The sequence below is a fragment of the Clostridium sp. MF28 genome (genome assembly GCF_002969175.1).
GTDB lineage: Bacteria > Bacillota > Clostridia > Clostridiales > Clostridiaceae > Clostridium > Clostridium beijerinckii.
Genome location: NZ_CP014331.1, coordinates 1,070,629 through 1,084,316, shown reverse-complemented (window position 1 = coordinate 1,084,316; position 13,688 = coordinate 1,070,629). Strand labels below are relative to the sequence as shown.

The 13,688-nt window shown below is 29.4% G+C and carries 10 protein-coding genes and 1 pseudogene; all 11 read left to right on the top strand.

The window, feature by feature from the left end; translation table 11 throughout:
• Positions 1–325: 325 nt before the first annotated feature.
• The 11 genes and pseudogenes from AXY43_RS04630 to AXY43_RS04580 all read left to right on the top strand — a co-directional run bounded on the left by AXY43_RS04630 (position 326) and on the right by AXY43_RS04580 (position 13,562).
• The gene (locus AXY43_RS04630; RefSeq protein ID WP_077869428.1) at positions 326–757 is read left to right on the top strand and encodes a MarR family winged helix-turn-helix transcriptional regulator; all 432 of its coding nucleotides are present in this window, start codon (positions 326–328) and stop codon (positions 755–757) included.
• Between the two features lie 323 nt (positions 758–1,080).
• A complete protein-coding gene (locus tag AXY43_RS04625) occupies positions 1,081–2,814 on the top strand; it encodes an ABC transporter ATP-binding protein (RefSeq protein ID WP_077869427.1) in 1,734 nt (577 codons plus the stop codon).
• A gap of 31 nt (positions 2,815–2,845) precedes the next feature.
• Positions 2,846–4,737 (top strand): annotated as a pseudogene (locus tag AXY43_RS04620) (ABC transporter ATP-binding protein).
• 237 nt (positions 4,738–4,974) lie between these two features.
• Positions 4,975–6,027 carry a galactose ABC transporter substrate-binding protein gene (locus AXY43_RS04615; protein ID WP_105411096.1) on the top strand — a complete coding sequence of 351 codons (1,053 nt, stop codon included), beginning with the start codon at positions 4,975–4,977 and terminating at the stop codon, positions 6,025–6,027.
• Between the two features lie 326 nt (positions 6,028–6,353).
• The gene (locus AXY43_RS04610; RefSeq protein ID WP_105411095.1) at positions 6,354–8,342 is read left to right on the top strand and encodes a methyl-accepting chemotaxis protein; all 1,989 of its coding nucleotides are present in this window, start codon (positions 6,354–6,356) and stop codon (positions 8,340–8,342) included.
• Positions 8,343–8,517: 175 nt separating this feature from the next.
• Positions 8,518–9,498 (top strand): substrate-binding domain-containing protein, encoded by a 981-nt coding sequence (locus AXY43_RS04605; RefSeq protein WP_105411094.1) that lies wholly within the window; start codon positions 8,518–8,520, stop codon positions 9,496–9,498.
• Between the two features lie 491 nt (positions 9,499–9,989).
• Positions 9,990–10,451, top strand: a complete 462-nt coding sequence (locus tag AXY43_RS04600; protein ID WP_105411093.1) for a PIN domain-containing protein — start codon at positions 9,990–9,992, stop codon at positions 10,449–10,451.
• Between the two features lies 1 nt (position 10,452).
• Positions 10,453–10,776, top strand: coding sequence for a thioredoxin family protein (locus AXY43_RS04595; RefSeq protein ID WP_077869421.1), 324 nt, complete (start codon positions 10,453–10,455; stop codon positions 10,774–10,776).
• Positions 10,777–11,086: 310 nt separating this feature from the next.
• Positions 11,087–11,518 (top strand): HD domain-containing protein, encoded by a 432-nt coding sequence (locus AXY43_RS04590; RefSeq protein WP_105411092.1) that lies wholly within the window; start codon positions 11,087–11,089, stop codon positions 11,516–11,518.
• A gap of 199 nt (positions 11,519–11,717) precedes the next feature.
• On the top strand, positions 11,718–12,188 hold the full coding sequence (locus tag AXY43_RS04585) for a GNAT family N-acetyltransferase (protein ID WP_039769779.1): 471 nt from the start codon (positions 11,718–11,720) through the stop codon (positions 12,186–12,188).
• 579 nt (positions 12,189–12,767) lie between these two features.
• Positions 12,768–13,562, top strand: coding sequence for a polysaccharide deacetylase family protein (locus tag AXY43_RS04580; protein ID WP_039769468.1), 795 nt, complete (start codon positions 12,768–12,770; stop codon positions 13,560–13,562).
• The last annotated feature ends 126 nt before the right edge of the window (positions 13,563–13,688 follow it).

The window sequence follows — 13,688 nt, the reverse complement described above, 5'->3', positions numbered from 1 at the left end:
ATGATTGCGGTTTAGGTATGTTACAGAGATAGTAAATTTAATATACATATGCAGCAATTGAGTTTCTATATTCAAAAAAATAATAGATTTAAAGCAGGAGTATAAATACAGTAATGAAAGGCTTCAAGTTGTTATTGGAGATTTTGATTCATCAAATAAAAATAGAAAATATCATATAAAGAATTGATAATAAATAGAAGGAAACTAATTTCTAAGAGTTGAAAAATATTATTTTTAAAATAAAATTATATTACCTTGACAAACTTAAAAAATAAAATTAAGATAATATATGTTAGAAATCTAACAAATTGATGGGAGCATAAGTATGGATAAAGAGGTACACATTGGGAAAAAATTGAGTATGTTATCTAGGAGATTGCATAGAAGAATAGATAAGGAAGCTTCAGAATATGGTGTGACTGGAGTTCAAGCTAGGATTCTTGGCTTCATATATCATAAATCAGATAAAAAAGACATTTTTCAGAAAGACATAGAAGAGGAACTTGATATTAGACGTTCTTCAGTTACGAGCGTACTCCAATTAATGGAGAAGAACGGGCATATTAAGAGAATAAGTGTATCAGAAGATGCACGTCTTAAAAAAATAGTATTAACAGAAAAGGGCTTGGAAATTCAAAGAAATGTATATGAGTTTATCCTTAGAGTTGAAAAATCATTAAGAGATGAGTTAAATGAGGATGAATTCAATATATTAGTTTCTTTAATTGATAGATTAGCTAAGAAAATTGCAGATTAAAGCACATTCAAAAAATAACAAGTACATTTGCCAGCCTATTTTCCACCATAAAGGAAGCTCGACTCGCATACGCTCACTGAGTAAGCGATTCACACAAAATCATAGATTTTGGTTCTCTGCTCATCGGCAAATTGACCTAATAGGCCCGCTATGAGGGAAATTTGCCTCCTTGCCTGATGAAAAATATCCACACATTAGAAAGGAGTAGCTATGCTGCATGTCGGAACTTCTATTGGCAACTTTGGACTTGTTATTTATTTTCATGTGCTATGCAATTTTTTTTGAGCTATTAGTTAGAAACCTAACAAAGAAGGAGGAAAATTATGATAAAAAAATTAGCAGGTTTTGTAGCAGAATTTAAAAGAGATAGTATTCTAACTCCTCTATATGTAGCATTAGAAGTAGTTATGGAAACAATTATTCCGCTTTTAATGGCATGGATTATTGACAATGGAGTAGGAAAAGGTAATGTGAAATATGTAAGTATTGTTGGTGGGGCAATGATAATAACATCATTTTTATCTCTTACTTTTGGAGTCTTGGGTGGTGTACATGCAGCTAAAGCTTCATCAGGGTTTGCTAGAAATTTAAGAAAGGGAATGTATTATAATATACAAAATTTTTCTTTCTCCAATATAGATAAATATTCTACAGCTGGACTTATAACAAGACTGACTACAGATGTAATAAATGTTCAAAATGCATTCCAAATGATAATAAGAATGGCTGTAAGGGCGCCATTTATGCTTATATCCGCTACAACAATGTGTTTTTATATTAATGCAAAATTATCTATGATATTTATAGGTGCTATAGTTTTTCTTGGAGTTATATTATATTTCATTATGACTACAGTACACCCATATTTTGTTGAGGTTTTTAAAAAGTATGATGATTTAAATGCCAGTGTACAAGAAAATTTAACTGGAATTAGAGCAGTAAAGGCTTATGTAAGAGAAGAGCATGAAACAAGCAAGTTTTATAAAGCTTCTAAAACTTTATACAAATATTTTATAAGAGCTGAAAAACTAATCATAGTTAATGCTCCAGCAATGCAATTTACAGTTTATACATGTATTTTGCTTTTATCTTGGCTTGGTGCAAAAATGATTGTTTCAAATACTATGTCAACTGGAGAATTGATGAGTTTATTTACTTATACTCTTAATATATTAATGAGTTTAATGTTCCTTTCGATGGTATTTGTAATGGTAATTATGTCTAAATCATCAGCTGAAAGAATTACAGAAGTTTTAAATGAAAAAAGTGATTTGGCAAATGATGAAAATCCAGTTTATGAAGTAAAAGATGGATCTATAACTTTTAATAATGTTGGATTTTCCTATAACAAAAATAAGGACAACCTTGTTTTAGAAAATATCAATTTGAAAATTAATTCTGGTGAGACTATTGGAATTATAGGAGGAACAGGAAGTTCAAAAACTACTCTTGTTCAGCTTATTCCAAGATTGTATGATGCTACAAATGGTAGTGTTGAGGTCGGAGGAGTTGATGTTCGAAAATATGATATAGAAACACTTAGAGATGAGGTTTCTATGGTATTACAAAAGAATGTTTTATTTTCTGGAACAATAAAAGAGAATTTAAGATGGGGAAATAAAGATGCCTCTGATGAAGAGTTAATAGATGCATGTAAGCAAGCACAAGCAGATGAATTTATAGAAAGTCTTCCAAATAAGTATGACACTTTTATAGAACAAGGCGGAACAAATGTATCTGGAGGACAAAAGCAAAGATTATGTATTGCAAGAGCGCTACTTAAAAAACCTAAAATATTAATTTTAGATGATTCAACAAGTGCTGTAGATACTAAAACTGATGCTTTGATCAGGAAAGCATTTAAAGAAACAATACCAAATACTACAAAGATTATTATTGCTCAGCGTATTTCTTCAGTTCAAGATGCAGATAAAATTATTGTATTAAATGATGGGAAAATAGATGGATTTGGAACTCATGAAGAATTACTAAAATCAAATGAAATATATAGTGAAGTTTACGAATCTCAAATGAAAGGGGCGAGCGACAATGAGTAAAGATAATGCTAGCAATAGACCTCCTAGAATGATGGGACGTGGCGGACGTGCTCCAGTAAAAGCCGATAAAAATTCTTTGAAGATACTAAAAAGATTATTAGCGTATATACTTAAGGAATATAAGTTTTTATTTTTCATGGTACTAGTAACTATTATTATAAGTTCTCTTGCTAATGTTATTGGAACGTTATTTTTAAGAAACTTAATCGATGATTATATAACACCACTTTTAAATAAATCAGGAGCAGATTTTGGTCCGCTTCTTAAAATGATAATTACTATGGCAGTAATTTATTATGTTGGGGTTATATCAACTTATATATATAGTCGTATAATGATTGTAATCTCACAAGGATCTCTAAAAAGAATAAGAGATGATATGTTTGCTCATATGGAGAGTTTGCCAATAAAGTTCTTCGATACACATGCTCATGGAGATTTGATGAGTTTATATAAAATGATACAGATGCTTTAAGACAAATGATAAGCCAAGGAATACCACAATTATTATCAGCTATCATAACTGTTGTTAGTATATTTGCTTCAATGATATATTTAAGTATTCCTCTAACAGGCGTTGAAATTATAATTATACTATTGATGTTTAGAGTTACTAAAGTTATTGGCGCAAAGAGTGGAAAATATTTTGGTCTTCAACAAAAAGATATAGGTGCAGTAAATGGATATATAGAAGAAATGATGGAAGGGCAAAAGGTTGTAAAAGTCTTTTGCCATGAAGAAGAAGCAAAAGCTAACTTTGATAGATTAAATGATATGCTCTTCAATAGTGCAAATAATGCAAATAAATATGCTAATGTCTTAATGCCTATTATGGGTAACATTGGATATATAAATTATGTAGCAGTTGCTATCTTTGGATCAGTTTTAGCTATTGGTGCATTTGGTGGATTTACACTTGGTGGACTTGCAGCATTTTTGCAATTAACAAGAAATTTCAGTCAAACAATTAATCAAATGGCTCAACAATTCAATTTTGTTATTATGGCACTTGCGGGTGCGGAACGTATATTCAAGCTTCTTGATGAAAAGAAAGAAACAGATGAAGGTTATGTTACTTTGGTAAATGCTAAGGAAAATGAAAATGGGGAATTAGAGGAGTGCAAAGAGCGTACAGGAATTTGGGCTTGGAAACATCCTCATGAAGATGGAACTATTACGTATACAAAGCTTCTCGGTGAAGTAGTATTTGATGATGTGGACTTTGGATATAATGATGAAAAGATAATTTTGCATAATATAAAGCTATATGCTAAACAAGGACAAAAAATAGCCTTTGTAGGTGCTACAGGAGCAGGTAAAACTACTATTACTAATTTAATAAACCGCTTCTATGATATTCAAGATGGAAAGATAAGATATGATGGCATTAATATCAATAAGATTAAAAAGGATGACTTAAGAAGATCTCTTGGAATAGTGCTTCAAGATGCACATCTTTTTACCGGAACGGTAGCAGATAATATTAGATATGGTAAATTAGATGCTACAGATGAAGAAGTAGTTGCAGCAGCAAAACTTGCAAATGCAGATACGTTTATAAGACACCTTCCAAATGGTTATGATACAATTCTTACAGGAGATGGAGGCAGTCTTTCACAAGGTCAAAGGCAGCTATTAACAATTGCTAGAGCAGCAATAGCAGATCCACCAGTTTTAATCTTGGATGAAGCAACTTCAAGCATAGATACAAGAACAGAAAGAATTGTTCAAGAAGGAATGGATAAGCTTATGAAAGGAAGAACCGTTTTTGTAATTGCTCATAGACTTTCAACAATTAAAAACTCTGATGTAATTATGGTATTAGACCAAGGTAGAATTATTGAAAGAGGAAATCATGATGATCTAATAAAAGAAAAAGGTAAGTATTATCAATTATATACAGGAGCTTTTGAATTATCATAAAGCTGAAATTTAATGACCACAAAATTGTGGTCATTAAATTTTTTTATTCTTTATGAAATTATAATGCAATTAAAGCTATGGATAATTTTTATATTAATCTATTTTATCTGGGTTAATTACTATATAAAGAATAAAAAAATAAATCATATTCACTTGCATAAAATGCTCTTATATGCAGAATAAAACTCTTATTAAAAGACAATCTATGAGTATAACTAAGTATAGGAGGGTCTTGAAATGAGTTTGTTTAAAAAGATATTTATATTTACTACAATTTCCTTTGTAATAATAATTATGCTAATAGGTAGTATTTCTAAAAGTTTAGCAATTAATTTAAATGGGGCTTCAATAATTCCAGTAAAAGTAGCTGTGTTTCAATCTAGAGAAGATGATCAATATAACATTGAGGTTAGAAAGAATTTAGAGGACATTCAGAAAGAAAATAAGGGCAAGGTTGAGTTCACTTTTTTTGATGGAAAAGGAAATCAGGTTATACAAAACGAAAGTATTTACGAAGCTATTGATGATCATTTTGATTTGTTTGTAATAAATCTGGTTGATACAAAGGTAGATACTATAAGTGATGTAATTAATAAAATTGAAAAAAATAATATACCATTAATTTTAAATGGAACACCTAATAAATATATATTGAATTTTATTACCCCTTACAAGAATATTGTTTTTCTTGGAACTGATACTGAACAATCTGGAGCTCTAGAAGGTAAGATAATAGTTGATTCATGGAATGCCAATAAGGGAGCTATAGATAAAAATAAAGATAATATACTTCAATATATTATGCTTCAGGGAAAAATAGATCATCCTGGTACTATTGATAGAACAAAGTATTCTATTTCAACAATTAATGATGCAGGAATAAAAACCCATGAACTTGCAATACAAAGTTGTAATTGGGATGAAGAATGTGCTAGAGCGAGCATTGACTCATTATTTTTAAGATATGGCAATAGTGTTGAAGCAATTATCGCAAATAATGATGCTATGGCCATAGGCGCTGTTAAAGCACTTCAGAAATATGGGTATAATAAAGGTGATAAAAATAAAAATGTTTTGGTAGTCGGAATTGATGCTATTCCAGAAGCTATGGAATTAGTAGATAAAGGATTTATGACCGGGACAGTTATTCAAGATGCAAGTGCAGAAGCTCAAGCAATATATTCTGTAGGCATGAACTTAGTTAAGGGAAAAGATCCTCTCGAAGGTACAAAATATAAATTTGATGATAATAGAATTTTACGTATGCCTTACCGTGAATATGTAAAATGAATTAGAATTTGGAGAATACTAATATTAGAAGGCTATTTACGGGAGCTTCATTTGGAATTGGATTAGGTTTCTTATTAATGCATGCAATTAAAATATTATGTGAAAAATTATAAATATATAAAAATTATTTAAATAAGAATTGCAGATGAAGATATCTTCATCTGTATTTTTTTAAAATAAAAGTTCGTTTTAAATATAGAGCTATGAAAAAATAAAGGAGAAATATGAAATATTGTAGAAGAATGTATACATAAAGGAAGAAAAATTGTATTATAGGTATAGGAAAAATGCTATTATAATTTATAGTGCCTAAAAGGGGGATGCTTATGAAAAAAGGGGAAACTAAGTATAAGGTTTCAATTAAAACAAAATTGCTTGGAATTATTATTCCAATGCTAGTAATAGTAATTTCATTGCTTATTTTTATTTCCTACAATAAGTCTAAAAATATAATAACCAACTCAGCTAATGATTTGCTAGAAACCTCAAGTAAGAAGCAGGTTGATCAAATTGAATCATTGTTAAATGAAAACTTGTCATCATTTAAAACTTTAAAAGATTCATTAGAAGTTGCGAATTTAAGCGAAAAACAATTACAAGACGTACTAAATAAATATTATGGATACAGTGATAATTACAAAGAAGGATTTTACATAGCTGATGAGAGTGGAAAGCTATTTAAAGCAGAAAAATCCAATAAATCAGATAAAGATGTGCTTAACTCAGTGTGGTATAAAGAGGGACTTACTCGTGTTAATATGGCATTTGGATCACCATATAAGAATGAATTTGGTAAGAATGTTGTTAGTGCTTCGGCAATATTAAATGATAAATCTGGAAAGATAAAGATTTTTTCTGTAGATCTTTCATTGGATAAGGTATCGATAATTGTAAATTCAATGATTGAGATGCATGATGCAGAAGCTTTCTTAATAGACAGTAGTGATAAAACAATAGTGGCTAATAGAGATAGTGAATTAATTTCCACTAAACTTGATTCCAGCAATGATAAATTTTTTACAGATGTTTCAGGAAAAATTGAAAATAAAGATTACAATTCATGCGAGTTAGATAATAACAGGGTTGTTTTTAAAGAAGTAGAGGGAACAAATTGGATTCTTGTATCATATGTACCTACAAAATCTATTTTATCAGAACTTATAAAGCTTCGTACTTTTATGATTTTAATAGGCATTATCTCTATTATTATTTTAGCTGTTTTAGTGGAGCGAGTTGTACAAGTAGTTATAAAACCTATTAGAAAACTTACAGACACAATTGTATCTATGACTAATGGAGATTTTACAGTTGATGTGGAAATAAGGGGTAATGATGAAATTTCAGTTATGCTGAAAAGTGTAAAAGAGTTTATAACAGTAATGAGAAATATGATAAATAATATTAGTATAGTATCAAATAAAATGAGTGAACAATCTGAAGGCGGTATAAGAATCTCTACAGAGTTATATGATTCATCTAAACTTCAATCTGAGTCTATGCAAAATTTAAACCTAACAGTAGATCAGTTATCAAGTTCGGTAGAAGAAATAGCTGAGAATACAACAACTTTAGCTAATGTCGTTTCTAATACTAGAGATTATGGTAATAATGTGAATGATAAAATGAAGGAAACTATTAAGATCTCAGAAAAAGGCATAAAAGATATGCAAAAAGTAAACGTAGCTATGGAAAATATAAGGATTTCAATAGGATCACTTGAGCAGGCTATAAGTAACGTTGGGAAATCTTCAATTGAAATAACTAGTATTATAAATGTTATTGGAAGCATTGCAGAACAAACTAATCTTTTATCACTTAATGCGTCAATAGAGGCGGCTAGGGCTGGAGAAGCAGGAAAAGGATTTGCTGTTGTAGCAAGTGAAATAGGCAAATTAGCTAATACAAGTTCTGAATCTGTTAAAAATATTTCATCTATTGTAAATGAAATTAACAAACTTGTTTCAGATACTGTAAAGCAATCACATGATAGTGCAGAATATATTAATGAAAGTAGTTATTTAATAAGTGGAACAGCTGATACATTTGATAATATTTTCAATAAAATTAATTCAGCAAATGATCTAATTCAAGAAATGATTGAAAAAGTTGGACATTTAGATGATGTTGCAACAACTGTAGCAGCCATAGCAGAGGAACAAGCAGCAAGTTCAGAGGAAATTTTAGCAACTTCAGAAGTCATGGTTGATCAGTCAAATAATATTACTAAAAATAGTGAAAAAGTAGCTAATGATGCAGAAACTTTAGCAAATACATCTGATGAACTTAGCAAACAGATTAAAATGTTTAAAATATAGGGATATTTTTTATTCTCTAGGAATTTACATTAGAGTAAAATCTGTGGGTATTGTGACACTTGCGAGAAATAAATTATTAAAAGACTGATTTAGAAGGTTTCACAGTTACCAGCAATTTTGTTCTATTAGACTTTATAATTATTACAAAATGAGTTTTAAGGGGGAAGTATATAGTATGAGAAAGAAAATATCTATATTATTAACTATAATTATGATGTTTGTTATGGTATCGGGATGTAGCTCAAAGAGTAGTTCTTCGACAAAGAAAAACGTAAAAATTCTATTATCAATTTCAGATGCATCAGATGAATTTCGTAGCATGCTAGCAAAAAGTGCAAAAGACTTTGCTGATAGTGAAAAAGTTGATTTAGTTATTAAAGATGCGGCAGGTTCTGTAGAAACGCAAGTGTCTCATATGAAAGAGGGAGTTTCTGGTGGATATGATGTTATACTATGCACTCCAGTGGATTCAACTACAGGGCTACAACTTAAAAAAGCAGCAGGAAATCTTCCGATAGTATTTATGAATAGTAGTCCAAGTGAAGAGTTACTAGAAAAAGATAAGTACATTTATGTGGCTTCAAATGAAAAGGTTGCAGGGCAATATCAAGCTGAATATATTGCAGATTATTTTAAAAATAAAAATAATATTAAAGTGGTTTTATTAAAAGGTGAGAAGAACCATGCAGCCACTAAAGGGCGTACGAAGGCAGTAAAAGAAACTTTCAAGGAAAAAGGAATAGATGCCGATTATGTTTTTGAGGATAATGCAGATTGGAGCAGGGCAAAAGCTAAGGAGATGTTTAATATATTCCTGTCTACAGGTAGAAAATTTGACTGTGTAATTGCTAATAATGATGAAATGGCACTTGGAGTGATGGATTCATTTAAAGAAAATAAAATCGATACTTCATTAATTCCAATTGTGGGAATTGATGCTACATCAGATGGATGCAAGGCTATTGTAGATGGAGGTTTACAATTTACTGTTTATCAGTCTGCTAAAGACCAAAGCAAAAATGCTGTTCAGGCAGCTGTTCAACTAGGATCAAATGGTGAGTTATCTAATATGGAAAATTTAGCACAGGATGGGAAACACATATGGGTTACATTTGAAAAAGTAACAAAGGATAACGTGAAAAATTATATGAGTTAATTTTATATTAATAGTTTTTAATAAATTAATCATATAAGATTCAGAGAAATAAATAATAGTTGATTTTAAGATGTAGTTATTTGATAATTACGTCAATTGTATTATAAAAAAGTTATTTCAACTAATGGAGAAGACTTAAGTCTATAAAATATACTGATTGAAATTTAACAAATAAAGCCGTGCATGTAGTTAATATACACGATTTTATTTATTATTTGGGGCTATATCACTAATAGGTTTGCCACTTGAAAATTACTATTTTGCAAGAGTCACATGTAAGTAGGTGAGGAGAATACAATAAAAATAAAACAATAAAAATTATGTCTAAATCTCTTTATATGTATGAGAGAAAAACTTATATAATTAAAAGAATGAATTTACGATAGATGAGAAAACTAAGATTGTAGTAATTAATAAAAAAATAATACGGAGTATAATAAATATATAAATAGATTAAGGATAATAATATAGCAATTGCGGGAGGGATAATTATGAACAAGTATTTATTGGATACTAATGTTGTAATAGGGCTCTGGAAACAATATCCTTCGATTATTAATAAACTCATAGAAGATGAGAAAATAATAATTTTAAAAGAAGTGAGTGAAGAGCTTGTTGTCAAGGAAAGGAAAGAATACAAAGGTCGACAAGTACTATCAGAAAGATTCTGTAAATTGCTATTTTCAATTATAGAAATAAATAAGAATAATCTCGAAGAATTTTCATCAAAATTAAATATAAAGTATTCTAAAAGTGGTAATATATATTTAAATAGTATAAATAAATTATCACAGAATGATTTGTTACTTTTATATGCGTGTCATTCAGATGATAGTCTTGTATTAGTGACAGAAGATAAATATTTATATAATGCTGCAAATCAAATATTAGGTGAGGATAAAGTTGTGACATTAAATATGATGATAGAAGAGCAATATAGTGAGGTAAATTAAGTTGGACAATTTGAATAATGATACGGAACTATTAGATCTAATAAAAGACAAAAGAATGAGCGCGATATATTTTACAGGAGGAGCTTGCGGGGCGTGTGAAGTCATTAAAACTAAGATTGAAGATATTTTAAAAAGATTTCCTGAAATTAAGAGTGGAGAAGTAAATGCAGAAAAGCATTTAGATTTAGCAGCAAAATATAATGTATTTTCTGTACCAATATTTCTACTTTATATAGAAGGCAAGGAAAGTATAAGAGTAGGAAGAAATTTAGATTTACTAGAATTAGAAGCAAGTGTAAAGAGATATTATGAAATGATATTCTAATTTAAAGGCGAATACAACTTTGTATAGATTATTACAGTATAAAAAACTGCTTTGGATATTAATTTTATAGCAGTTTTTTTGCGGTAAATGCAGAATGAAATCTATTTCAGATATTGTTTCTGATGCTCTTGGAGGTTATGTCCTTAAAAGGTACAATGTCCATAAGATGCCTTTGGTGTTTATACCGAAGAAGTCGAATGTTATGTCCCCAAAAGGTACAGTATCCATAGAGTTGACTCGATTATAAGTTCACAAAGAATATTTTAAATTTACTGAAAATATAATTTGACTAGTAAAAGGAGATGAAGATATGTTGGAAAAAGCTATATGTATAGCAGCAAAAGCTCATGAAGGTCAGGTGGATAAAGGTGGTAAACCATATATTCTTCATCCTCTAAGATTAATGATTTCAAAGAGAAGCCAAGAAGAAATGATATGTGCAATGCTTCATGATGTAATAGAAGATACTGATATTACAATAGATTATTTAAAAAATGAAGGCTTTTCAGAAGAAATACTATCTGCACTGGATGCATTAACAAGACGGCATAATGAAACATACGATGAGTTTATAGAAAGAATAATTACTAATAGGTTAGCGTGCGAGATAAAGCTAGCCGATTTAAAAGACAATATGAATCTATCAAGAATTAAAAATCCTTCTCAAAAGGATCATGAAAGAATAGAAAAATATAATAAAGCAGCAGATAAAATACTTAATGCATTAGAATTTTATAGATAGGAGTAACATAGAGAGGATGAAGAACAGTTTTTCTTTTGATATGGAAAATATTATAGATAACATGAAAGTTTCAGGAGCATTTTTATTTTAATTGTTATATTAAATGGAACATTCTTAATTAATATTGATAAATAGGTAATTTTATTGTATCCTATTATATAAAAATTAAACTAGCAAGTTAGTAGTGGGGGGAAGCTTTATGATAATAAGAGAAATACAGGAAAAAGATAATGAACAAGTAGAATCATTAATAAGAACTTGTTTGATAGAATTTGGGGCTAATAAACCTGGCTGTGCTTGGTCTGATCCCAACTTAGGATGTTTTTACCAAGTGTATAGCGGTGAAAAATCTAAATACTGGGTAGTTGAAGAAAATGGGAAGATAGTAGCAGGATGTGGGATAGGGCCATTGTTAGGAACTGAAGATGTATGTGAATTACAAAAAATGTATTCTTTAAAAGAAGCAAGAGGCTCAGGTATCGCAAAGAAATTACTAGGTCTTTCTTTAGAATTTGCGAGAGTACATTATAAAAAATGTTATTTAGAAACTTTTGATAATATGGAGGCCGCTAAGAGATTTTACGAAAAGAATGAATTTCTTAGATTAGAAAAACCTTTAGTTGAAACTGAACATTATGCCTGTGATGTGTGGTACATAAAGGAATTATAAATTTTATTGAAGTTTAAGATATATAAATAGTATAAGATAATAAACTAATACAATATGCAATGTTTTAAATGTATATTTATTAGTTTATTTTTATGCCTATAGATATCCAACGTTAAAACTAGATTTATGTGATAACTTACCGAAATCATAAATATTTTGATTCCGAAAAGCTATGAAAATATCGCTGAAGGTTCTAAGCAGCAGGTTGTATCCAATTTAGCATGCTCCAACTTTCTTAGGGAAGCTCGACTCATTACATTCGCTGAGGAAGTTCGAGAACCCAAAATAAAATTTGGGACTCTCACTTCACAAGCTAAATTGGAACAACCTACAGCTAAGAACCTTTAATAGCTCATTTTCAAATGTTTTCTCCACAAATATATTTATTATTTCTAATGAAGATATGAACTCAAGGGTTTAGTAACTTTGTAAATCTGTTCATCAAATAAGTTGAATTGTTATTGTTTATCACTAAAGTAGATGTTCAAAATTACCACAAATAAAAAATTTAAATATGTAAATTATAAGAAGTGTTTAGAATTATGATTCTAAAATGAATTATAAAAGGAGGGGGAGAAATTGAAGAATAGAATAAAATTTTTCTTATTTTTATTAAGTGGTCTTTTTGTTATATTTATATGCATGAAAAACGTAAGTGCTATTCCGATATCATCTAATGAAACAACTAGTGAAAATCATGATCCGGATAAAAAAGTTTCGCATGATATGAAGAAGGTAATTTATCTGACTTTTGATGATGGTCCTAGCTATAAAGTTACAGATCGTGTTCTAGACATTTTGAAGGAAAAGGATGTTAAAGGAACTTTTTTTCTCATAGGAAGCCAGATTGAGGGAAGAGAAGGGGTTGTAAAAAGAATTTATGATGAGGGAAACAGTATAGGGCTTCATACTTATACTCATAAATTTAATAAAATTTATTGTAGTGAAGATAAATTTATACAAGAAATGCTTGCATGCCGTATTCAGATAAATAATGTTATTGGAATTTCGCCAAATATAATAAGGTTTCCAGGTGGAAGTAGTAAGCATTTAAATAATAGATGTTTAAAAAAATTACATGATAATAATTTTAAAGTATATGACTGGAATATGGATAATACAGATGGATTAAATCCAAAGCTTTCTCCATATAATTTATATAGGAAGGCAACAAAGGGAAGCGAGAAATTATCAAAAGTAATATTGCTTTTACATTGTACGGATATGAATAATAATACTTGTGAAGCATTACCCGAAATAATAGAATACTATAAATCACAAGGATATGAATTTAAGACGATTACAGAAGAAACACAAGAGTTATATTTTCCTATATCAAGAAGAACATTTACATTCTTTGAGAATATTATATAAGAGCCGATATAAAAATATTCTTTATTAACTCTACATAATTCATTTTTTGGTAATATGATGTTTACAAAAGGTTAATAACTTTGACAAACGACTGACAAAAATAAGTATTAATATAGTTATTAGAAA